20 protein-coding genes are annotated in these 22,714 nt (G+C 70.7%); 11 read left to right on the top strand and 9 right to left on the bottom strand.

Going from position 1 to position 22,714, the window contains the following annotated elements; all coding sequences use genetic code 11:
* Positions 1-173 precede the first annotated feature (173 nt).
* Positions 174-728: a class I SAM-dependent methyltransferase gene (locus ACFW16_RS02470; RefSeq protein ID WP_380301510.1), complete on the bottom strand. Its 555-nt coding sequence runs from the start codon at positions 726-728 to the stop codon at positions 174-176.
* A gap of 94 nt (positions 729-822) precedes the next feature.
* On the opposite strand from ACFW16_RS02470, the gene ACFW16_RS02475 reads away from it, so the two are divergent.
* The 3 genes from ACFW16_RS02475 (at position 823) to ACFW16_RS02485 (ending at position 3,819) form a co-directional block, all read left to right on the top strand.
* Positions 823-1,257, top strand: coding sequence for a DUF1178 family protein (locus ACFW16_RS02475; RefSeq protein WP_380301512.1), 435 nt, complete (start codon positions 823-825; stop codon positions 1,255-1,257).
* A 229-nt stretch (positions 1,258-1,486) separates the two neighbouring features.
* Positions 1,487-2,869, top strand: coding sequence for a hypothetical protein (locus ACFW16_RS02480; protein ID WP_380301514.1), 1,383 nt, complete (start codon positions 1,487-1,489; stop codon positions 2,867-2,869).
* Positions 2,866-3,819, top strand: coding sequence for a Wzz/FepE/Etk N-terminal domain-containing protein (locus ACFW16_RS02485; protein WP_380301516.1), 954 nt, complete (start codon positions 2,866-2,868; stop codon positions 3,817-3,819). The genes ACFW16_RS02480 and ACFW16_RS02485 overlap by 4 nt, the downstream gene beginning before the upstream one ends.
* An 86-nt stretch (positions 3,820-3,905) precedes the next feature.
* On the opposite strand, the gene ACFW16_RS02490 is transcribed toward ACFW16_RS02485, so the two are convergent.
* The 4 genes from ACFW16_RS02490 to ubiG all read right to left on the bottom strand — a co-directional run bounded on the left by ACFW16_RS02490 (position 3,906) and on the right by ubiG (position 7,762).
* Positions 3,906-4,850: an NAD-dependent epimerase/dehydratase family protein gene (locus ACFW16_RS02490; RefSeq protein WP_380301518.1), complete on the bottom strand. Its 945-nt coding sequence runs from the start codon at positions 4,848-4,850 to the stop codon at positions 3,906-3,908.
* Positions 4,850-5,992 carry a glycosyltransferase family 4 protein gene (locus ACFW16_RS02495; protein ID WP_380301520.1) on the bottom strand — a complete coding sequence of 381 codons (1,143 nt, stop codon included), beginning with the start codon at positions 5,990-5,992 and terminating at the stop codon, positions 4,850-4,852. The genes ACFW16_RS02490 and ACFW16_RS02495 overlap by 1 nt, the downstream gene beginning before the upstream one ends.
* Before the next feature lie 118 nt (positions 5,993-6,110).
* Entirely contained in the window at positions 6,111-7,013 is a 903-nt protein-coding gene (locus ACFW16_RS02500; RefSeq protein ID WP_380301522.1) for an NAD-dependent epimerase/dehydratase family protein, read from the bottom strand.
* Positions 7,010-7,762 (bottom strand): bifunctional 2-polyprenyl-6-hydroxyphenol methylase/3-demethylubiquinol 3-O-methyltransferase UbiG, encoded by a 753-nt coding sequence (ubiG, locus tag ACFW16_RS02505; protein WP_380301524.1) that lies wholly within the window; start codon positions 7,760-7,762, stop codon positions 7,010-7,012. The genes ACFW16_RS02500 and ubiG overlap by 4 nt, the downstream gene beginning before the upstream one ends.
* Positions 7,763-7,932: 170 nt before the next feature.
* Here ubiG and ACFW16_RS02510 point away from each other — a divergent pair, with 170 nt between their 5' ends.
* From ACFW16_RS02510 to ACFW16_RS02545, 8 genes are all read left to right on the top strand, one after another.
* The gene (locus tag ACFW16_RS02510; protein WP_380301526.1) at positions 7,933-9,153 is read left to right on the top strand and encodes an aspartate kinase; all 1,221 of its coding nucleotides are present in this window, start codon (positions 7,933-7,935) and stop codon (positions 9,151-9,153) included.
* Between the two features lie 13 nt (positions 9,154-9,166).
* Positions 9,167-11,449 carry a phosphoenolpyruvate--protein phosphotransferase gene (gene ptsP / locus ACFW16_RS02515; protein ID WP_380301528.1) on the top strand — a complete coding sequence of 761 codons (2,283 nt, stop codon included), beginning with the start codon at positions 9,167-9,169 and terminating at the stop codon, positions 11,447-11,449.
* A gap of 157 nt (positions 11,450-11,606) precedes the next feature.
* Positions 11,607-12,779 (top strand): RodZ domain-containing protein, encoded by a 1,173-nt coding sequence (locus ACFW16_RS02520; RefSeq protein WP_380301530.1) that lies wholly within the window; start codon positions 11,607-11,609, stop codon positions 12,777-12,779.
* Positions 12,780-12,896: 117 nt separating this feature from the next.
* On the top strand, positions 12,897-14,036 hold the full coding sequence (ispG, locus tag ACFW16_RS02525) for a flavodoxin-dependent (E)-4-hydroxy-3-methylbut-2-enyl-diphosphate synthase (RefSeq protein ID WP_380301532.1): 1,140 nt from the start codon (positions 12,897-12,899) through the stop codon (positions 14,034-14,036).
* An 82-nt stretch (positions 14,037-14,118) separates the two neighbouring features.
* Entirely contained in the window at positions 14,119-15,198 is a 1,080-nt protein-coding gene (gene prfA / locus ACFW16_RS02530; protein ID WP_380301534.1) for a peptide chain release factor 1, read from the top strand.
* Positions 15,199-15,415: 217 nt separating this feature from the next.
* Complete coding sequence (gene prmC / locus ACFW16_RS02535) at positions 15,416-16,303, top strand: peptide chain release factor N(5)-glutamine methyltransferase (RefSeq protein ID WP_380301536.1); 888 nt, start codon at positions 15,416-15,418, stop codon at positions 16,301-16,303.
* 157 nt (positions 16,304-16,460) lie between these two features.
* A complete protein-coding gene (locus ACFW16_RS02540; protein ID WP_380301538.1) occupies positions 16,461-17,600 on the top strand; it encodes a DUF4167 domain-containing protein in 1,140 nt (379 codons plus the stop codon).
* 124 nt (positions 17,601-17,724) lie between these two features.
* Entirely contained in the window at positions 17,725-18,243 is a 519-nt protein-coding gene (locus ACFW16_RS02545) for a PRC-barrel domain-containing protein (RefSeq protein WP_380301540.1), read from the top strand.
* 97 nt (positions 18,244-18,340) lie between these two features.
* Here the strand turns inward: ACFW16_RS02545 and ACFW16_RS02550 are convergent, their stop codons facing one another.
* From ACFW16_RS02550 to ACFW16_RS02565, 4 genes are read right to left on the bottom strand one after another with little or no spacing between them, the layout of a single operon-like run.
* Complete coding sequence (locus tag ACFW16_RS02550; protein ID WP_380301542.1) at positions 18,341-19,630, bottom strand: aminotransferase class III-fold pyridoxal phosphate-dependent enzyme; 1,290 nt, start codon at positions 19,628-19,630, stop codon at positions 18,341-18,343.
* Between the two features lie 8 nt (positions 19,631-19,638).
* The gene (locus tag ACFW16_RS02555; RefSeq protein WP_380301544.1) at positions 19,639-20,430 is read right to left on the bottom strand and encodes a cytidylyltransferase domain-containing protein; all 792 of its coding nucleotides are present in this window, start codon (positions 20,428-20,430) and stop codon (positions 19,639-19,641) included.
* Positions 20,427-21,695, bottom strand: coding sequence for an aldo/keto reductase (locus ACFW16_RS02560; RefSeq protein WP_380301546.1), 1,269 nt, complete (start codon positions 21,693-21,695; stop codon positions 20,427-20,429). Before ACFW16_RS02560 ends, ACFW16_RS02555 begins: the two co-directional genes overlap by 4 nt.
* On the bottom strand, positions 21,692-22,468 hold the full coding sequence (locus tag ACFW16_RS02565; protein ID WP_380301548.1) for a GNAT family N-acetyltransferase: 777 nt from the start codon (positions 22,466-22,468) through the stop codon (positions 21,692-21,694). The genes ACFW16_RS02560 and ACFW16_RS02565 overlap by 4 nt, the downstream gene beginning before the upstream one ends.
* Between the last annotated feature and the right edge of the window lie 246 nt (positions 22,469-22,714).

A 22,714-nucleotide genomic window follows, 5' to 3' on the forward strand; every position in this document is an offset into this window, starting at 1 on the left:
CTCCTCCTGACTGCAAAAGCCGGACGTTTTCGCAAATCCCGGCGATCCTAGAGGCTTTGATCGCGGATGAGGAGCGTTCAGAGCGCGATCGTGTCCGGCGGAAAGCAGGTTGCTTTGCGCCGGACACGTGAATCGCGCTCTTGCCTTGTCAACTGAGCCGGCTGGAGGCCGGCTCAGGGCGCGGGCAGGGGATGCGGTTCGGGCGACCCGCCCAGCGCCGGCACCGGCGTCCGGTCGGCGGTGGCGCAGATCCGCTGCACCACCGCGGCGCGGGGCGAGGCGATCTCGCCATGCTCATAGGCGACGACCTGCAGCCGTCCCGCCACCGCCTCCAGCAGCTCCCCGGCCTGCAGCAGATAGGCGGGGGTGGAGGGACGGCCGAAGCGCTGGTTGCCCTGGGCGAAGGTCTCGTAGATCAGCACGCCGCCCGGGGCCAGCGCCTCGACGATGACCGGCAGCAGCGGCCGGTGCAGGTAGTTGGCGACGACGATGCCGGCGAAGCGGCGCCCGGCGAAGGGCCAGGGGCCGGCTTCGATGTCCGCCCGCAGGATCTCGACCCCGTCGGCCGCCGCCAGGTCCGCCACGCCCTGCAGGTCGATGTCGACGCCGACGACGGCGTGGCCGCGGGACCGGAAATGCCGCAGATGGCGGCCGCTGCCGCAGGCGAGGTCGAGCACCGGCCCGGTCTTCGGCACCAGCGGCCCGAATCGCGAGACCCACGCGGACACAGGGGGGATATGCGGCATCGGCGGAATCTGAGACGTCATTTTCTTTGCGGCCCGTGACGGACCATCGTATGACGAAAGCGGAGCACGGAATGCGATGATCCTGTACGAATTGCGATGCGAGGCCGGCCACGGCTTCGAGGCTTGGTTCCGGAACAGCGGCACCTATGACACGCAGGTGGCGGCCGGTGAGGTCAACTGCCCGGTGTGCGGCAGCAGCTCGGTCGAGAAGGCGCTGATGGCGCCGGCGATCGCCAGGCGCCCGCCCAAGGGCGTCCAAGCGGAGGACGGCCGCCGGACCCACACCACCATGGCCGAAGCGCGTCGCGAGCTCGAGGCGCTTCGCCGCAAGATCGAGGAAAACTGCGAGTATGTCGGCGACCGTTTCGCCGACGAGGCGCGCAAGATCCACTACGAGGAATCAGCGCATCGCGACATCTATGGCGAGGCGACGGAATCCGAGGCGCGCGAGCTGGAGGAAGAGGGGATCGGGGTCGCCCGCATCCCCTGGGTTTCGCGCACCGATTCCTGACGGCGCCCGGCTCGACGGTTCCGCCGGCCGGCCTTTCCGCCCCAGTTGATCCGGGCGTCGATTTCTTCTCGTCATCCGTGCGGTTCGCCTTGTCACCGCCCCCGCTTTGCGGCTACTGGGTTATGTGCCGGCGGCCATTCGATCAAACCATCGCGTCGCCGGCAGCGTGCCCCCGATCCTATGGCGCGGAATAATGAATATATGTCTTTTGTCCAATAATTACCGGACGATGTTCTTCGAAAGGATCGGGCGTGGCCTCGAGCGGGAAGGGGTCGGGGTCTTCTGGATCGCGGCCAGCCGGCGATGGGCGGACGCGCTGATCAAGGAAGGCTGGCGCCGCGACAGGATCCTCTGTCTCGCCGATTTCAAGGATGAGTGGCGCCGGGGTGCGCCGCCGGACCCGGCCGATCCGGCACTGACCGAGCTGGAGGCCGGCGGGCTGGCCGCCAACGAAGTCATCCTGATGGATCGCGAGCTGTGCAAGCGGGCCCACGGCAAGGCCTATCTGGCCGTGGCCGCGCGGGAAATCTCGCGCTTCCTCCGGGCCCACGACATCCGCGCCGCCTTCGGCGAGCAGACCTGGGCGTTCGAGCTGGCCACGGCGCTGCTGTGCAAGGCCCAGGGGCGGTCCTACTTCGCCCCCTCCACCGTCCGGGTGCCGTCCGACCGCTTCGGCTTCTTCACCGACCTGAACCAGGCCGAGATCTTCGAGATCCGCAAGCCGGACCGGTCGGACCGCGAGGCTGCCGACGCCATCCTCGAGGCATTGCGCGGCCGCGCCTACCGGCCCTACTACTTTCATCTCAACAACAAGATCCGGTTCTTCCGCCGCCACTGGCTCGGCGAATCCGTGGTGCAGGCCCTGTCCAACGCCACCGACGGCGACGAGACCCTGCCGACCCTCGCGCATCGCTCGCGCTGGCGCTTCGGCCGGATCGTCAACACCTACCGCGTCCGCCGGCGGAAGCCGTTCGAGCGTGACGGCATTCCGGGCACGCGCCCCTTCGTGCTGATGACGCTGCACATGCAGCCGGAGGCGTCGATCGACGTCTTCGCCCATCGCAAGGCGAACCAGATCGAGAATGTCCGCGCCCTGTCGCGGGTGATCCCGCACGGCTGGGAGATCTACGTCAAGGAGCACTCCAACGCGATCGGGGTCCGCGCGCCGCGCTACTATGACGAGCTGCGGCGGATCCCGGGCGTGCGCCTGATCGACCCCCATGCCGACACCTTCCGGTTGATGGAAGCGGCGAAGCTGGTGCTGTCGCCCTCCGGCACCGTCTGTCTCGAAGCCGGCCTGCTCGGCCTCAAGGCCGGGACCCTCGCGCCGATGTACTTCGCCCCGGTGATGTCGCCGGGCACGATCGACCCGGCGACGCTGACCCGCGCCGGCTTCGAGCGCCTGCTGCAGCGGGACGACCGCGACGGCCGGGCCGAGCCGGCGGCCTTCCTGGGCTGGCTCTACGCCCAGTCCTTCCAGGGGCGGGTCGCCGATCCGATCCATGACCCGGACTGCATGGCGGAGGAGAATATCGCGACCGTGGTCGATGGCTTCATGACGCTGCTCCGGACCCTGGAGGCGCGCCGGCAACCGAATGTGAGCGCGGCATGAGCGTCGCCGGCGAGCATCTCCTCGGCCCCGTGCCGAAGACCGCCGAGGTGACGGTGATCGAGAACCGCACGGACGCCACCATCGCCCAGGATCTGATCGCGTCCGGCTGGCGCCACCGCTGGCTGGTCGCCCTGGTCGTCCTGGTGGCGCTGGCCCTCGGGGTGGCCTGGATCCTGGTGTCGCCGACGCGCTACACCTCACGGCTCGTGGTCATGCCGACCGAGGCGTCGCAGCAGCTGTCCGACCTGCTGCGCAACGCCGGCTCCTCGATGATCGCCAGCTCCCTCGGCGGCCTGACGGGCACCGAGCAGATCACCTATTTCGACCGTTTTTCCAAACAGTTGACCGCGGTGAGCACGGCGGCGGCGCTGAAGGATCATCCGAACCTGGTCGAAAGCCTGATGGGGCTCCGCTGGAACGACGAGCTGAAGATCTGGGAAGGGGATTCGGTCCTGACCCAGGTCAAGGCGGCGCTCGGGCTCGACACCAGCGCCGACACCAGCGCCCAGGCTGTGGCCGAGTTCCTGCGCCGCAACCTGATCCAGGAGCAGGACCGGAACTCGCCGATCACCACCCTGTCGCTCGACGCCACAGATGCCGAGGTGGCGCGGCAGACGCTGGGCTATCTGCACCAGTACAGCGACGACCAGATCAAGCAGGCGATCTACCAGCAGACCCAGAGCAAGCTCGAATACCTGCAGCGGCGGCTGCAGAGCGTCACGGTCAACGACTATCGCCAGACCCTGATCGGGCTGATCCTGGACCAGGAAAAGATCCTGATGCTGATCCAGCCGAACCTGCCCTTCGCGGCGGAGGCGCTGGAGAAGCCGGAGATCCTGATCGAGCCGAGCTCGCCGAAGAAGGGCCGCATTCTCGTCGTGGCCCTGCTGCTCGGCCTCCTGATCGGCGGCGCCATCGCCTATCGCCTCGACCGGAAGCGCCGGCGCTGAGACCGGCGGGCCGCCGTCCGCCCCGTCCACCGGAGTCACGCAACCGATGGACGAGGACGGCCAAGCCCGACGGCAGATGCGGGAATTCAGGCGATCTTGGACAAGGGGCGGGACTCGGTTCCGAAGCTCCGCTGCACCAGGTCGCGCAACCCCTCCTCGAGCGACCATTTCGGGGCCCAGCCCAGCGCCGAGCGGATCTTGGCGGTGTCGGCCGAGAGTGACGGCCGGTCGAACTTCCGGAACTGCTTCTCGTCCTCGACCACCGGCCGCGGATCGCCGACCAGGTGCCGGATGGTCTCGACCACGTCGCGCACCGGCGTCGGCACCGAGGAGGCGACGTTGAACACCTCGAACCGCCCGGTGTCGCGGAACAGGGCGGCGATGGCCGCGTCGGCGATGTCGGAGACGTGGATGAAGTCGCGCGTGGCGCCGAGATAGCCCATGCGGATCTCCGGCTGGGACCGGTCGTGCATGCGCTTCAGGGCGTCGGGGATCAGATGCGGGTTGGTCTCGCCCGGGCCGAAGGCGTTGGCGAAGCGCAGGGCCACGCCGGACAGCCGGTCGTTGGTGCGGATGGCATAGGCCAGCAGGTCCTCGCCCAGCAGCTTCGACAGGCCGTAGGCGTTGACCGGGGCCGCCTGATCGGTCTCGCGATGGACCCGGTCGACCGGGGCGTAGACGTCCATCGTCGAGGCGAAGACCACCTTGCGCGCCGGCGTCCGCTCGAGCGAGCGGAGCACCAGCTCGGTCCCCCGGACATTGGTGGCGAAGGTCTCGTCCGGATGGGCCATGCAATAGGGGATGAAGTGGATCGCGGCGAAGTGGATCGCGCCGTCCGGCTGGAACTCCTCGACCAGCTCCAGGAGCTCGGTGCCGCTGCAGGTGCCGATGTTGAGCCGCCGGAACACGGCCTCCTGGGGCAGCGAGCTCTCGCGGCCGAAGGACAGGTTGTCGATCGCCAGAATCTCATGGCCGTCCCGGGCCAGGCGTCGGGTGATCTGGCTGCCGATAAAGCCGGCCGCTCCCGTCATTAAAATGCGCATGAATCCTGAACCTTCATCTTCGAAATATCGGTCACCGCCCGGCCCTCGATCTGTTCGGCGAGCGCCTGCCAATCCAGTTCGTCGGCGCGCTCCAGGCCGCGCCGGGACAGTTCCTCCCATCGGTCGGCCGCGGTGACCAGGCCGCCGGTGAAGGCATCGACATCCGGCTCGGTGACGACGCCGCAGCCGTAATGGTCGACGACGTCGCGGGTGCCGTTCTCGGGAAAGCGCGCGGTCACCGTCGGCAGGCCGCTGGCCATGGCTTCGGCGACGATGCGGGGGAAACCCTCGCGCCGGCTGGTGATCGCCAGCAGCCTGGACGCGCCCAGCAGCTCGATCTTCCGCTGCTCGCTGACCGGCCCCAGGATCCGGATCTGACCCGCGGCCGGCGAGCCGGCGGCATGGGTGCGCAGCGCCGGCAGCTCCGGCCCGTCCCCGGCGATCACCAGCTCATCGCCGCCCAGCGATCCGACCTGGTTGTGCCCGGCCGCCTTCAGCCGGGCGAAGGCATCGATCAGGAAGACCAGGTTCTTGTGGGCGGTGATGCGGCCGAGATAGAGGATGTCGCGGCGCTCCGCGGCCGGCAGGCTGCGATAGACGGACCGGCGAATGCCGCTCGGCAGGTAGAAGACCGGCCGTCCGGAGGCGGTGCCGATCCGCTCGCACACCGCCGGGCCGACACCCATGTTGTGCCCGCTCAGGCGGGGCAGCATCCACTGCATCAGCCGGTAGAAGCGGGCGTCGCGCACCTCGCACCAGTCGACGACCGCGCGCTTCCGGGCACCATGGGGGGCAAAGGCGATATGGGCCAAGGGCCACTGGTTGAACAGGCTGAGATCGAAGCTGCGCGCCTTCAGCACACCTCGCACCCAGGTTGCATATTTTAGTATGGTAATCGGATTCCGAGGCAACAGGCGCGATTGCGGCCTCTGGTAATGCTCGTCCACGGGAAATCGATGGATCTCAATACCACCTAGGATTTCATGGCCCGGCAAATCTCTCTCATGGGCTATACAATATACTGAGACACTATGTCCGCGCTCCCGAAACACTTGCGCGAGTTCGGCAAAGCGAATTTCCTGCCCGCCGATGCTCGGAGGATACAATTCGGTAAAAATTCCGATGTTCATCCCGGCTCACCAACAGGCGCGCATAATATACGATGCGCCAATGTTCTTGTATCAGTAACGAAAATTAGATAGCACGGCCCGGACTGCCCGCAAGAACAAATTCTTGGACAGTCCGGGTTCAGCCCTGGCCCGGGGGGCTCCCGGACCGGCGCGGCCAGGCATCGAGCCAGAGCTGTTCGGCCAGGGCTTCGCGGAAATTGTGCTGCGGGGCATAGCCGATGGCCCGGCGCGCCGCGTCGATGGCGATCACCCGGTCGACCGATGCCGGCAGCCGCCAGCCGAGCTGCCGGTAGGCGCCTTCGACGAAGGGATGGTGGCGGCGCAGCGCCGGCAGCGGGTCGCGCCGCAGCTGTCCGCATTCCTCGGGCGTGAACGGGCTCGCGGCGGCGATGTTCAGCACAAGCGCGCCGTTGCCCGGCCGCTCCGCCGCCAGGACATGCGCCGTGGCGACGTCGCGCAGATCGACGCCGCGGTACAGCCGGTCGTTGACCGTGTCGTTCGGCGGCGCCGGGAAGAACCGGCCGCAGCGCAGGATGAGGCAGCCCTCCGGGAATGAACCCGCGGCCGCCAGGACCAGGGCCTCGGCGTCGCGCTTGCTCTCCTCATACGGCGTTTCCGGCGCCGCCGGCAGGCTCTCGGTGACCCAGACCGCGGCCTCGGCGCCGCGGATCGCGCCGCCATAGAGCGCCGTGGTGCTGGTCAGCACCAGCCGCCGCACCCCCGCGTCGCAGGCCGCCGCGATCACCGCCTCGGTGCCGCCGACATTGACCCGCCGGATCTCCCCGGCCGGCACCGGCGTGCCGGGGCCGCCGTTCAGCCCGGCGGTGTGGATGACGGCGCGGGCGCCGCGGAAGGCGCGGCGCAGGGTGACGCCGTCCAGGATGTCGGCGCGGTGGGTCACGGTCGGCGCGTCGATCCGGTCGATCCCGGCCACCGGCCCGGCCCCGGTCGCTGATCCGCAGAGCAGCGAGGCGGCGATGCGGCAGCCGAGATAGCCGGCGCTGCCCGTGACGACGATCATCCGGCGCCCGGCCCGGCCGCCGCGAGGATGTAGTTCACCCCCAGCCGGTGCGGCGCCAGGCGCCACCCCCCGCTCGGGTCGGGGACCATGCCGGCGACGTCGTCGACCGTCAGCCCGGCCCGGCGCAGGGCCGCCGCCAGCTCGTGCGGCTTCAGGAACTTGCGCCACTCGTGGGTGCCGCGCGGAATGATGCGCAGCAGGTGCTCGGCGCCGAGGATAGCGACGGCCCAGCTGCGGCGGGTGCGGTTCAGGGTCGACATCACCAGCGTGCCGCCCGGCCGCAGCAGCCCCGCCAGGGCGCCGCAGAAGGCCTCGACATCGGCGACGTGCTCGACGATCTCCAGCGCCAGCACCGCGTCGAAGCGGATGCCGGAGGCGGCGAGGTCCTCGGCGCTGGCGCAGCGGTAATCGATGGCGAGACCGGACTCGGCGGCGTGGGCGCGGGCGACGCCGATCGCCTCGGCCCCGGCATCGACCCCGGTGACCGTGGCGCCCAGCCGGGCCATCGGCTCGGACAGCAGACCGCCGCCGCAGCCGATGTCGAGGATCCTGAGGCCGGACAGCGGCTTCGGCGCCAGCGGGTCGCGGCCCAGCCGGGCGCAGATCCGGTCGCGGACATAGCCGATGCGCAGCGGATTCATCCGGTGCAGCGGGCGGAACTTGCCGTCCGGGTCCCACCAGTCCGCCGCCATCGCCTCGAAGCGGGCGATCTCGGCGGAATCGATCGTCGCCGCCGGGCTTTGCGCCATGAAGAAGGGTCCTCGTCTCTGAGTTGCGGCAAACTTCGCGTCGCAGGCGCGACGCCGTACAGGGGACATTGCGTCGGTCTCGGCGACGCAGTATGGGTAGCGGGCCTCGCGGCCGCAATGCCGGCATTCCGGCCCGCGGCGCCCCTGTCACTTTAAACCCGCGGCGGCCGATGGCGCGCATTGTTCAGAAGTTTGGCGGCACGTCGGTCGCCGATGTCGAGCGGATCAAGAACGTCGCCCGTCGGGTGCAGGCGGAGGTCGCGCGCGGCAACCAGGTCTCGGTCGTGGTGTCGGCGATGTCCGGCGTCACCAACCAGCTGGTGAAGCACTGCAACGACATCTCGCCGCTGCATGATCCGCGCGAATACGATGCCGTGGTCGCGTCGGGCGAGCAGGTCACCTCCGGCCTCCTGGCGCTGGCGCTGCAGGAGATCGGCCTGCCGGCGCGGTCGTTCCAGGGCTGGCAGGTCGCGGTGCACACCGACGGCTCGCATGCCAAGGCGCGCATCCTCGACATCGACCCGCAGCAGCTCGAGGAATCGCTGGCGCGCGGCGAGGTGCCGGTGATCGCCGGCTTCCAGGGCGTCGCCGGGTCCGGCCGCATCACCACGCTGGGCCGCGGCGGCTCCGACACCTCGGCGGTGGCGCTGGCGGCGGCGCTGAAGGCGGACCGCTGCGACATCTACACCGATGTCGACGGCGTCTACACCTGCGATCCGCGGATCGTGCGCAAGGCGCGCAAGCTCGATAAGATCACTTACGAAGAGATGCTGGAGATGGCGTCGCTCGGCGCCAAGGTGCTGCAGACCCGCTCGGTCGAGATGGCGATGAACCATCGGGTCCGGGTGCAGGTGCTGTCCAGCTTCGAGGATGTGCCAGGGACCCTGGTGGTGGACGAGGACGAGATCGTGGAGAAAGAGGTCGTCAGCGGGATCGCGTACAGCCGGGACGAAGCGAAGATCACCGTGGTCCGCGTGCCGGACCGGCCGGGCGTGGCGGCGGCGATCTTCGGCCCGCTGACCGATGCCAACATCAACGTCGACATGATCGTCCAGAACATCTCCGAGGACGGCCAGGCGACGGATCTCACCTTCACCGTCGGCAAGGCGGATCTGGAGCGTGCGGTCAAGGTGCTGTCCCAGCACAAGGAGACGCTGGGCTACAGCCACCTGATCCCGGACGAGAACGTGGTCAAGATCTCGGTGATCGGCGTCGGCATGCGCAGCCATGCCGGCGTCGCCCAGCGCATGTTCAAGGCGCTGGCCGAGAACGGCATCAACATCCAGGTCATCTCGACCTCGGAGATCAAGATCAGCGTCCTGGTGGCCGAGCAGTACACCGAGCTGGCGGTCCGCGCCCTGCACACCGCCTACGGCCTGGACAAGGCCTGATGGAGAAGGCCTGATGACCCGGCCGGCGGGCGGGCCCGCCCCGGGCATCGGGCCGTCGCGTCGCCTCCTCGCCCGCCTGCGCGACGTCATGGCGGGGTCGGGGAGCGCGCAGTCGCGCCTCGACAAGATCGTCACCCTGATCGCGGCCGAGATGGTGGCCGAGGTCTGCTCCTGCTACGTCTCCCGCCCGGGCGACGTGCTGGAGCTGTTCGCCACCATCGGCCTCAACCCCGACGCGGTGCACCGCACCCGCCTCAGGGTCGGCGAGGGCCTGGTCGGCGAGGTCGCGGCGACCGCGCGGCCTTTGGCCATCGCCAATGCGCCCTCCCATCCGAAATTCGCCTACCGGCCGGAGACCGGGGAGGACCCGTACGAATCCTGGATGGGCGTGCCGATCCTGCGCGGCGGCAAGGTGCGCGGCGTGCTGATCATCCAGAACCAGATGAAGCGCAACTACTCCGAGGACGAGGTCGAGACGCTCGAGACCATCGCCATGGTGGTGGCCGAGCTGATCGTCGGCGGCGAGATCGCCCGGCCGGAGGAGGTGGCGAGCCCGACCGCCGTGTCGCTGCCGGCCCGGCTGCACGGCATCGCCTTGAACGGCGGCTTGGCCCAGGGCCTCGCGGTGCTGCACCGGACCCAGATCACCGTCCGCCAGATGGTCGCCGACGACCCGGCGGTGGAGCTGGAGCGCTTCCGCCAGGCGGTGGAGCATATGCACCGCTCGATCGACGACCTGGTGGCCGACCACCGCGCCGGCGGCATCGGCGAAGGCGGCGAGATCCTCGAGACCTACCGCATGTTCGCCGAGGACCGCGGCTGGCTCAGCCGGATCCACGAAGCGATCGACACCGGCCTGTCGGCCGAGGCGGCGGTGCAGCGGGTGCAGAACGACATGGCGGCGCGCATGGCCCGGGTCACCGACCCCTATCTGCGCGAGCGCCTGGCCGATTTCGACGACCTCGCCAACCGCCTGCTGCTGCACCTGGCCGGCCGCACCTCGGCCGCGGCGCTGGGCACCCTGCCGGACGACATGGTGCTGGTGGCCCGCGCCATCGGCCCGGCCGAGCTGCTCGACTACGACCGGCGCAAGCTGCGCGGCCTGGTGCTGGAGGAGGGATCGGCCACCAGCCATGTCGCGATCATCGCCCGCGCCCTCGACATCCCGGTGGTCGGCCGCTGCGTCGAGGCGATGCGGCTGATCGAGCCGCTGGACCCGATCGTGGTCGACGGCGACCACGGCAATGTCTTCGTCCGCCCGTCCGAGGACGTGATCGAGACCATCACCAAGGCGATCCAGGTCCAGGCCGGGCAGCGCAAGCTCTACGCCGAGGAGGCGCGGCTGCCGGCGGTGACGCGCGACGGCACCGCCGTGTCGCTGATGCTGAACGCCGGCCTGCTCTCCGACATGCCGCATCTCGACGCGGTCGGCGCCGACGGCATCGGCCTCTACCGCACCGAGATCCCGTTCATGGTGCGGTCGGAATATCCCAGCGTCGCCACCCAGACCGACCTCTACGCCCGGGTGATCGACCTGGCCGAGGGCCGGCCGGTGGTGTTCCGCACCCTCGATGTCGGCGGCGACAAGCGGCTGCCCTATTTCGCCGAGATCGACGAGGACAACCCGGCCCTGGGCTGGCGCGCCATCCGCATCGGCCTCGACCGGCCGGCGATGCTGCGCCAGCAGATCCGCGCCCTGATCCAGGGCGCCGCCGGGCGGCCCTTCGGGGTGATGTTCCCGATGGTGTCCGAGGTGACCGAGCTGGACGCCGCCCGGGCGCTGTTCGACCGCGAGGTGGCGCGCGCCGCGGCCCAGGGCGTGCCGGTGTCGGACGAGATCCGCGTCGGGGTGATGCTCGAGGTGCCGTCGCTGCTGTGGCAGCTCGACCAGGTGCTGCGCGCGGCCGATTTCGTCTCTGTCGGCTCGAACGACCTGATGCAGTACCTCTACGCCGCCGACCGCACCAACACCCGGGTGGCGCAGCGCTTCGACACCCTGTCGCCGGGGCTGATCGCGGCCCTGGCCGAGGCGGCGGCGCGCTGCGACTCCGCCGGCCGCAGCATCAGCCTGTGCGGCGAGATGGCGTCGCGGCCGATCGAGGCGATGACCCTGCTGGGCCTGGGATTCCGCACCCTGTCGATGCCGGCGACGTCGATCGGCGCGGTCAGGACTATGGTCCGCAGCCTGGATCTCGGCCATTTCTCGCGCTGGTTGTCCCAGGTCCGGATCAATGCCCGCGGTTCGCTTCGCCCCGCCATTCGCGCCTATGCCCGCGACCATGATGTTGCAATATAGTGTGACGAATCTCGGATTCGTTTTGCTGTACGCACGGAATCGTCTTAATAAAGACAGTCGTCTCGGTCGTGGGGGAGTGGGCCTCGACATCATGACAGGGCGACGTGCCGGCTTTCATCTGTAACACTTTCGGTCAGCACAAAGCGGCTCGAACGATATGGCCCAGAGCAATCGCAAACACCTCGCCGTGGTGCACGAGACCGCGGACTCCCCAGACAACCCTCTCGATGCCGGGGCGGTGGATCACGTGATCGACATGAACGCGCCGGTCGGCCGCATCCTTGCGCAGGCGCGCGAGATCGCCGGCTACAGCCTCTACGACGTGGCTGCGGCGCTGCGCATCCGCCACGGCCTGCTGCAGGCGATCGAGGACGGCCGCAACCAGGACCTGCCCGGTCCGGTCTACGCCATCGGCTTCGTCCGCACCTATGCCGAGCTCCTCGGCTTCGACGGCGACCAGATGGTCGCCCGCTTCAAGCGCGAATCCACCGCGGTCGAGAAGAAGCCCGACCTGGTGTTCCCGGCGCCGGTGCCGGAAGGCAGCCGCGTCCCGGGCGGCGCGATCCTGATGATCGCGGTCCTGATCGGCGGCCTGGCATATGCCGGCTGGTACTACCTGTCCTCGGCCAACCGCGACGTGGCGGCGGAGATCGCGGCCCTGCCGGCGCGCTTCGCGGCGCTGCTCGACGGCGCCCCGCAGACCGAGCCGAATCCCGGGCCGGTGGTGCAGCCGGCCGCCCCGAACAGCGGCCCCAGCCTGCAGTCGGCCGCCCCCGTGGCCGAACCCGGCCCCGGCGAGCGCATGACCGCGGGCCCGATCGTGCCGGGCCCGACCGCGCCGGCCGGAACCCCGGCCCTGCCATCGGTCGCGGCCCCGGCCGCGCCGACCGAGATCGCAGCGGTCACGGCACCGCCCGCCGCCGCCCCGGCTGCGCCGCAGGTCGCCCAGGCCCAGCCGGTGCCGCCGCAGCTGCCGGCCACCATGGCCCTGGCCGACCGCCCGCTCGGCGCCGCTTTGGCGAACGAGCCGCCGGCGCCGCAGGTGCCGGGCCCCGGCGACAGCCGCATCATGCTGCGCGCCAGCGCCGACAGCTGGGTCCAGATCCGCGACCGCCAGGGCGGGCTGGTGATGACCCGGGTGATGGCGGCGGGCGAGACTTATGCCGTGCCGCCGCAGGAAGGCCAGCGCCTCACCACCGGCAATGCCGGCGGGCTTCAGGTCGAGGTCGATGGCCAGCCGGTGGCGGCGCTCGGCGGTCCCGGCCAGGTCGTGCGCAACATCGCGCTCGACCCGCAGAAGCTGCGGGGCACGCCGGCCGCGTCGAATTGAGGGCGAATTGAGCGGGGCCGGCTGCACATGGTCGCATTGCCGCCTGCCGGATTGCGGGAACGGCCCGAAAGGCCCATGTTGTCGCGCAACGAACGCCGCATCACCTAAGGTTCCGTCATGAGCGCCGTCCGCGCCTATCGCCAGATTCAACGCCGGAAATCCCGCCTGATCCATGTCGGCAAGGTTCCGGTCGGCGGCGATTCGCCGATCACCGTGCAGTCGATGACCAACACCCGGACCACGGACATCCAGGGGACGATCGACCAGATCCGGCAGCTCGAGATCGCCGGCGCCGACATCGTCCGCGTGTCCTGCCCGGACGAGGAGTCGAGCGCGGCGCTGAAGCACATCGTGCCGGAAGTGACCGTGCCGCTCGTCGCGGACATCCATTTCCACTACAAGCGCGGCATCGAGGCGGCCCAGAACGGCGCCGCCTGCCTGCGCATCAACCCCGGCAACATCGGCTCGAAGGAGCGGGTGGCCGAAGTGGTGAAGGCGGCCAAGGACCATGGCTGCTCGATGCGGATCGGCGTCAACGCCGGGTCGCTGGAACGCGAGCTCCTGGAGAAGTACGGCGAGCCCTGCCCGGAGGCGATGGTCGAGTCGGCCCTCAACCACATCCGGATCCTCGAGGATCACGACTTCTTCGACTTCAAGATCTCGTGCAAGGCGTCGGACGTGTTCCTGGCCGTCGCCGCCTACCAGGCGCTGGCCGAGGCCTGCGACTACCCGCTGCACATCGGCGTCACCGAGGCCGGCGGCCTGCGCAGCGGCACGGTGAAGTCCTCGATCGGCCTCGGCATGCTGCTGTGGTCCGGCATCGGCGACACGGTGCGCGTCTCGCTCTCCGCCGATCCGGTCGAGGAGGTCAAGGTCGGCTTCGACCTGCTGAAGTCGCTGGGCCTGCGCCACCGCGGCGTCAACATCATCTCCTGCCCGTCCTGCGCCCGGCAGCAGTTCGACGTGATCAAGACCGTCGAGGTGCTGGAACAGCGCCTGGCCCACATCACCACCCCGATGACCGTCTCGGTGATCGGCTGCGTGGTCAACGGCCCGGGCGAGGCGACGATGACCGATATCGGCTTCACCGGTGGCGGCAAGGGCACGCATCAGGTCTACATCAACGGCCTGCCGAACCACCGGCTGAAGGACGAGGGCATCGTCGACCACCTGGTGTCCCTGGTCGAGGACAAGGCCAAGCAGATCGAGGCCGAGCGCGCCGCCGCCGAGGCGGCCTCGGCCCAGGCGGCGGAATGAGCGGAATGAGCCGCCTGTCCGGCCGCTAGCGAGCCTGTCGCCCGATCGACCGACCGGCCCGTTCCCTTGATTTGAGCCTTCCGTGCACCTCGACGAAAACCTGAACCGTGTCCTGTCCCGCGTGGCCGAGCTGCGCGACGGCATGGGCTCCGGCAAGCTGTCGCCGGACCAGTTCACCGCCTATTCCAAGGAATATTCCGAGCTCGAGCCGCTCGCCGAGGAGATCGCGGCGCTGCATCGCGGCCGGGCCGAGCTGGCCCAGCTCGAAGCCATGGTCGCGGCCGAATCCGATCCCGAGATGCGGGCCCTGGCGCAGGAGGAGCTGGTCGAGCTGCGCGACCACCTGCCGGCACTGGAGCGGCGGGTGCAGGTGCAGCTGCTGCCGAAGAACGAGGCCGACGACCGCAACGCCATCCTCGAGGTCCGCGCCGGCACCGGCGGCGACGAGGCGGCGCTGTTCGCCGCCGACCTGTTCCGCATGTACCAGCGCTACGCCGCGATCCGCGGCTGGCGCTTCGAGGTGATGGACATCGCCGACACGCCGCTGGGCGGCACCAAGGAGGCCTCGGCCGAGATCAGCGGCCGCGGCGTCTTCGCCCGGCTGAAGTTCGAGAGCGGCGCCCACCGCGTCCAGCGGGTGCCGGAGACCGAGGCCCAGGGCCGCATCCACACCTCCGCCGCCACCGTCGCGGTGCTGCCGGAGGCGGAGGAGGTCGACGTCCAGATCGACGACAAGGACCTGCGGGTCGACGTGTTCCGGGCCCAGGGCGCCGGTGGCCAGCATGTGAACAAGACCGAGAGCGCGGTCCGCATCACCCATCTGCCGACCGGCATCGTGGTGGTGATGCAGGACGAGAAGTCGCAGCACAAGAACCGCGCCAAGGCGATGAAGATCCTGCGCGCGCGCCTCTACGAGGCCGAACGCGCGGCCAAGGACGCGGTGCGCGCCGCCGACCGCAAGAGCCAGGTCGGCAGCGGCGACCGGTCGGAGCGGATCCGCACCTACAACTTCCCGCAGGGGCGGGTGACCGATCACCGCATCAACCTGACGCTCTACAAGATCGACCGGGTGATGGCGGGCGAGGCGCTGGACGAGCTGATCGAGGCGCTGATCGCGGAGGACGAAGCCGCCCGCCTCGCCGCCCTCGCCGACCAGCCGTGAGCCTGAGGTCCGTCGGTTCTTTCCAATTTGAGTCCCCCCTCCCCCTGCGGGAGGGGGGCAGGGGGAGGGGGCTGCGCGCGTCCGCGCGCGAATGGGTCCGGCCTCGAAGCCTGAACAGCGAAACATTGTCTTCGGCTCTGGTCGAGGGGCCCCCCTCCCCCTACCCCCCTCCCGCGAGGGGAGGGGGGACTCGGTGGTGTTGCGGGAGGGCCAGGCCATGACCCTCCGCCCCCCCAGGATCGCCGAGGCCCTGCGCGACGGCACCGCGCGTCTGGCGGCTGCCGGCATCGACGGCGCCCTGTCCGACGCCCGCATCCTGCTGATGCACGCGCTGGGCTGGGACCGCACCGGCCTGCTGTCGCGCGCCGCCGAGCCGCTGCCGCCGGAGGCCGCCGCGCGCTATGCCGGGTCCCTGGACCGCCGCGCCGCGCATGAGCCGGTGTCGCGCATCCTTGGCCGGCGGGAGTTCTGGAGCCTCGATTTCGCGCTCGGCCCGGCGACGCTGGACCCGCGGCCGGACAGCGAGACGCTGGTCGAGGCGGCGCTGGCCGCCGTGCCGGACCCCTCCGACCGGCCGCTGCGCGTGCTCGACCTCGGCACCGGCACCGGCTGCCTGCTGCTCGCGGTGCTGCACGACCGGCCCACCGCCTTCGGCATCGGCGTCGACCGCAGCGAGGCGGCGGCGCGGACGGCGCGGGACAATGCCCGCGCGCTGGGCCTGGCGGACCGCGCCGCCTTCCTGGCCGGCGACTGGGCGACGGCGCTGGCCGGCCGCTTCGACCTCGTCCTGTCCAACCCGCCCTATATTCCGGAGGCCGACATCGCGGCCCTGGACCCCGAGGTGCGCGATCACGACCCGCGCCTGGCCCTGTCCGGCGGCGCCGACGGGCTCGACGCCTATCGCGCCCTGGCCGCGGCGCTGCCGGGCCTGCTGACGCCGGGCGGCACGGCGGTGGTCGAGCTCGGCATCGGCCAGGCGGCCGACGTCGCGGCGCTGTTCCGCGGCGCGGGGCTTGACATCGCCGGCACGGCGCACGATCTGGCAGACATACCGCGTTGCGTGATCGCGACGTCGGGTGAAAAAAGCATTTGGCCCGACGCCTGATTGCCGTTAGGGTCCCCTTATTCCGTCATTTCCGGGCTTGACCGCTTGAGGCGGCCGCCATTCCGGCGCTGGAAGCGACGATGACGCTGGGCCCGGCCGCATCAGGCGGCGGCGAGGGACGGCAGCGCGGAAACAGCGATCTGCAGAAGCAAGGCTGATGAGACCAGGACCGAATTCGCGGCGTGCGCGCGGCAGGAACGGCGGCGGTGGGGGTGGCGGCGGCGGTGGCGGCAGCCAGCAGCGCCGGCCGAACGCGCTGCCAAACCGCAACCAGACCATCGACAGCAACGGGCCGGACATCCGCATCCGTGGCAATGTCTTCCAGGTCTACGACAAGTACATGGGGCTGGCGCGCGACGCCCAGGCGTCGGGCGACCGCGTCATGGCCGAGAACTACCAGCAGCATGCGGAGCACTACGTCCGCATCATCAACGCCATGAACGAGGCCTATGGCGGCCAGCCGCACCAGCCGGGCGGCGGCCAGGACAGCAGCCGCGAGCAGCCGGGCGTCGATGCCGATTACGACCCGCTGACCAGCCCGCCGCCGCAGCGCCGCGACTTCGAGGCGCGCAACGAGGGCGGTGACCGGCAGCAGCGCCGCGAATACGAACCGCGCGAGGGCGGCGACCGGCCGCGCCGGGAGTTCGAGGGCCGTGGCGAGGGCGGCGACCGGCCGCCGCGCCGGGAGTTCGAAGGCCGCGGCGACGGCGACCGCCAGAACCGCGACCAGGGATACCGCGACCGGGACCCGGGGTTCCGCGACAACCGCCCGCCGCGCGACCAGGGCCCCCGTGACCAGAATCGCGACCGCGATCAGGGCCAGCGCGACCGCTTCGGCAGCCAGCGCGACGGCCGTCCGGACTATCGCAACGAGCGGCCGCAGCCGCCTGCGGCGCCGGATGTGAACGCGCCGCAGCCGCATATCCCGAGCCCGCTCGATCCGGCGCCGGTCGATCTCGCCGCATCGTCGGCCAGCTTCGGCGCCGACCCGCGGGACCAGGAGGACAGCGGCCTCGACACCGAGCTCGCTCTGCCGGCTTCGATAATCGCCCGGCCGCGCCGCGGCCGTCCGCCGCGGGCCGCCGCGCCGGCCGAGGCTGCGCCCCCGGACCAGCCGGCGCCTGCCGCACCGGCACCCGCGCCCGCCCAGCCGCCCCAGCCCGAGGCCTCGGCGCAGCCGGGCCTGCCCGGCGTCGCGGCGGAGGAGGCTCCGGCCCCCGCACCGAAGCGCCGGCCCGGCCGGCCGCGCAAGGTGAAGGCGGCGGAGGAGACCACCGAGCCGTCGAGCGGCGAGTAGAGTTTCCGATCCGAACCGAAAGCCCGGCGCTTCGCCGGGCTTTCGTCGTTTCGGGGAACTGCGCCCCGGAACCTCCTGTTGCCCAGGTATCTCCATGAGATCCTCGACGAAAGGAGGACCGATCATGCGCAAGACCCTGATGGCGGCTGCTTCCGCCGTCGCCCTGCTGGCCCTGCCGGCTATGGCGCAGACGACGACGCAGCAACCTCCCGCCGACACGACCGCCCCCTCCACGACCGCTCCTTCGGCGGCGACCCCGGGCAGCTCGGTTCCGGAGGGTCAGCAGCAGCTTCCGGACACGCATATCCTCGGTTCGGACCTGATCGGCGCCAGCGTCACCAACGCCAACGGCGATTCGATCGGCAAGACCTCGGACGTGCTGGTCGACAAGGACAGCAAGGCCGTCGATGCCGTGGTCATCGATGTCGGGGGCTTCCTCGGCATCGGCTCGAAATCCGTGGCGATCCCGCTCGACAAGCTGACCATCGGCGCCCGGCCCGACGAGGGCGTGAAGACCGCCATGACCAAGGAGCAGCTGGAAGCGCTGCCCGCCTTCGAGGGCCGCAAGGCCGAGGAGCCGCCGCCGGCGGCGCCGGCCACCGGCACGACGGGCACCACCGGCACCACCGGTTCGGGCGGCTGACAGCCCGGCTGATTCGCCGCCGGCAGGGGCGGCGAAAGGGACCACCCCGAGCGGCCGGACGTCCCGGCCGGCGGGGTGGTTTCGTTTTTGCGTGGCCCTATCGCACCCGGAACAGCGGCACCAGGGGCTCGCAGCGAAGCTCCGCCCGCACCCGTTGCTGGCCGATCGCGGCCGAGAGCAGGGCGAAGACCTCGTCATAGATCGTCAGCACGCGGTCGACATCGGCCGGGCTGTGGGCATAGCTCATGTTGTGGCTGCCGAGCGAGAGCAGGCCGCGGGCGAAGATCTCCTGCAGCCACAGCGTCTTGATCTCGAAGGCGCTGGCGTCCGGCTGGTCCTTGATCAGGAGGAAAGTCCAGGACGGGTGGCCGGACAGCGACAGCACCTCGCCCAGCTTATGCCGCTCGATCAGCGCCGCGGTGCCGTCGCGCAGGTTGGTGCCCAGCTCGGCCATGTGCCGGGTCACCGGCTCGCGCACCACCTTGTCCAGCGTCGCCCGGGCCGCGGCCAGCGACAGCGTCTCGCCGCCCATGGTGAAGGAGAAGAAGATCTCCTCCATCTCCATCATCAGGTCGCGCCGGCCGCACACCGCCGACAGCGGGTAGCCGTTGGCGATGCCCTTGCCCAGGGTGGTCAGGTCGGGGGTGACGCCGAACAGCTCCTGCGCCCCGCCATTGGCGACGCGGAAGCCGGTGATGGTCTCGTCGAACACCAGCACGATGCCGTGCCTTGTCGCTCGCTCGCGCACGCCTTCCAGATAGCCCGCCGCCGGGAAGGCGACGTTCATCGGCTCCATCACGATCGCCGCCACCTGGCCGGCATGCTCGTCCAGCAGCCGGTCCAGCGCCGCCAGATCGTTGTAGGGGAAGGTGTGGGTCAGGGCCCGGGTCGCTTCCGGCACGCCGCGGTTGCGGGCGGTGGCGCCGATGTACCAGTCCTGCCAGCCGTGATAGCCGCAGACCAGCACATGGTCGCGGCCGGTATGGGCGCGGGCGACGCGGACGGCGCCGGCGGTGGCGTCCGACCCGTTCTTGCCGAAGCGCACCATCTCGGCCGAGGGCACGATCGCCACCAGCCGCTCGGCCACCTCGGCCTCCAGCGGGCTCGACAGGCTGAAGATGGTGCCGTCCCCGACCTGCGCCTTGACCGCGGCGGTGACGTCCGGGTCGTTGTAGCCCAGCGTCACCGACGCCAGGCCGTTGATGAAGTCGATGTATTCGTTGCCGTCGACGTCCCACAGCCGGCTGCCCTGGCCGCGGGCGGCGAAATAGGGCGACACGCCGAGCGGATATTGCGTGATGCTCTTGCTGAAGGTCTGGGCGCCCAGCGGGATGGTCTGCCGGGCCCGGTCGAGCATCGCCTCGGATGCCGCATAGCGTTCTGACACTTTGGTCCTCACGATCTGGCCAAGTCTTGTTGGGCGGCGGCGTCCTGGGCGAGCGAGCGCTCGAGGCCCTCGTTCCGCCGGTGGACGCGGTTGAGCGCGGCGATCTCCGGATGCGCCGCCAGGAACTGCAGGATGTCCTCGGTGCCGAAGGCCGGGTTCTTCGGGTACAGCCCGGCATAGACCGCCCGCACCAGGGCCAGGTCCTCCGGCGTATCGACGGTCCAGCGCTGGTCGGACAGGTCCGCCTCGCCGACCAGGCTGCCCAGGCGGAACCGCTCCGGCCGGGTGTAGATGAAGCGGGTGACATGCTCGCGCTCCGACGGCAGCGCCGCCTCGCGCCACGCCGCCTCCAGCACCTCGGTGCGCATCACCTCGGCGTCCAGCCCGTCCGGATACCGGGGCGTGAGCGTGTTGCAGGAATAGTCGTAGCCGCCGGCGACATGCAGCTCGACCAGGGCGTCGATCAGCCCCGGATCGGTCAGTGGGCAGTCGGCGGTCAGCCGCACGATCTGGTCCGCCCCCGGTCCGGCCCCCTGTCCAGCGACCGCGGCATGGAAGCGGTCCAGCACGTCGTCCAGGCTGCCGCGGAAGCAGCCGACGCCGATCCGGGCGGCGAGATCCGCCAGGGCGTCGTCGGCGGCCTCGGTGCTGGTCGCGACCAGCAGCGTGTCGAGCCTCCGGCAGCGCCGCAGCCGCTCGACCTGCCGCGCCAGCATCGGTTCGCCGAGCAGATCGGCCATCACCTTGCCGGGCAGCCGCGACGAGGACATCCGCGCCTGCAGGATCGCCAGCACCGTCATGTCCGCTCCCAGTAGCTCTTGTCGTCCAGGATGAAGCGCCCTCCGGCCGCGGTCCAGCCGGCGCGGGCGAAGGGACCCGCCTCCGCCGCGATCAGGCGGCGCAGCCCCAGCTGCTCGAAGGCCAGTCGCGCGGTCAGCGCCACCGCCTCGTCCTGCCAGGCGGCAGGAATGGTCTCCGCGTTCTCCAAGGTTATCGCGGCCTCGCCGGCGGCGCGGTCGATCGGGCCGAGCCGGACGGCGCCGACCGGGGCGCCGCCCTCCTTCGCCAGCACCGCCAGCACCGTGGTCTCGCCGGATGCCGTCGGCCGCAGCGCCACGGCGGCGCCGGTCAGAATCGCGGCCGGGCGGCCGCCGGACGGCCACAGCGCCGGGTTCAGCACCAGATCGTCGGTCGACGGCACCGCGGCGACCGGCGGCGAGGCCGCGGCAACGGCCTTCAGAATGCCGGCCAGCTCCTCCGGCCGGGTCACGCCGACCAGGGCGGTGCCGATCTCCGGCCGCCCGATCACGGCGCCCAGCGCCGCGGCCAGCGGCTCGGCCCCCGCCGCGGCGACGGCGCCGCGCCAGCGCCCGACCAGGGCCTCGGCCCGGGGCGAGACGCCGGCGGCACGGCCGGGCGGGGCCAGCAGCAGCCCCTGCAGGAACACGGAGCGGGCGTGCAGCTCGATGCCGCGTTTGCCCAGCGCCGCGAGGAGCGGCGGGCCGATCCGCCCGTCCACCGCGTTCCAGGGCAGCTGTACGAGGTCGAGCGGATAGCGCGCCAGCACGGCGTCGAGCTGCCCGGCGCTGTAGACCGAGGCGCCGATCCGCTCGACCTCGCCGGCCCGCTTCAGATCCTCCATCGCCGCCCACAGCGCCGCGCCGCCGGGCCGCAGCAGGTCGTTGGCGTTGTGGGTCAGGAGGCCGGCCAGCCGATCGCGGCGCAGCTTCGCCCGCGACGCCGAAAAGGCCTTGAGCACGGCGCGCCGGATGTCGCCGTGGTCGCGCAGCCCGGCCAGATGCGGCGTCTTGGTGACGATGCGGAAGCGGTGTGCCGCCGGCAGCACCTCGCCCAGCACCTGCTCGGCGGTGCCGTAGGCCGGGGCGGTGTCCAGCACGCCGATGCCGGACGCGGCCGCCGCCTGCAGGATCGCTGCCACCTCCCCGGGCGGGCAGAGGCCGCGGTCGTTGGCGATGCCGTAGTCGAGCCCGAACTGGGCGGTGCCGAGGCCGAGCGCCGCGGCGCCGCGCCAGGGCGGCGAAGGGGGCGGCGACGCGGCGGTCAAGACGCGGCCAGCTTGCGCCTGGAGGCCGTCGTGTCGTCGCGCGCCTGCAGGACGCGCTGCTCCAGCGCCTCCATCTCGGCCTTGTGGAGCGGCAGCTCGCGCTCCAGGAACTCGCCCAGGCGGGTGGCGAAGCCCTGCCGCGGCAGCCCGGCGATCAGCCGCAGCATGGTGTCGTTGCCGGGCCAGTAGCGGCCGTCGCGCCGGGCCTTCAGCACCTCGTAGTCCTCGACCAGGCAGCAGATCATCACGGCGTTGTCGACGGTCTCGCGCCCCTTGACGAAGCCGCGGCGCATGATCCCGTCGGTGAAGTAGCCCAGCAGCTCCAGCCACTGGTTCCAGCGCGCCAGGCCGGGATGGGCCTGCCCGGCCCAGATCCGGTCCAGTCCCATGCGCTGGAAGGCGTGCTCGGTCACCCGGGCCATGGCCTCCAGCTGGATCAGCCGGCGTCCCGGCAGCGGCTTGCCGACCACCAGCGAGATCTGGGCCGAGCGGGCGACCCAGTCGATCGCGGAGAGCGAGATGATGCCGTAGAGCGGCCCGCCGCCCTTGCCGCAGATCAGCACGGCGAAGCGGTCGCGCTTGCGGATCGATTCGAGGAAGCTGCGCTGATCCTCGACATGGTTCGGATAGATGCCCTGGGCCAGCCAGCGCGTCGTCCGGGCATCGTTGAACCAGTCGGCCCAGCCGTCCTCGATCGCCACCTCGGAGGGGACGCAGAGATCGAGCGTCTCGCCCTCGATGAAGACGGAATAGCGCGGCGTCTCATCCGGCATGCGGACGAATCCTCCTGGTACCCTGCGGTCGCGCGCGCGATTCGGCCCGGCGCCCGCCGGAAATCCCTTCGCCCTGGCGCAGCACGGTCTGCAAATCGGCGATCCGCAATCGGTGGTCGAAAACGCCTTAGCAGCGGACAACCGGCCGGTCCTGTCAAGGAGAACCGGGCGGCGGCCGGCCATATCCCGCTATGGGCCTGCCGGCAGCAAAAAGGCGCATCCCGAAGGATGCGCCTTCCGCGTCTC

It is taken from the genome of Inquilinus sp. NPDC058860 (genome assembly GCF_042743185.1).
Taxonomy (GTDB): Bacteria; Pseudomonadota; Alphaproteobacteria; order DSM-16000; family Inquilinaceae; genus Inquilinus.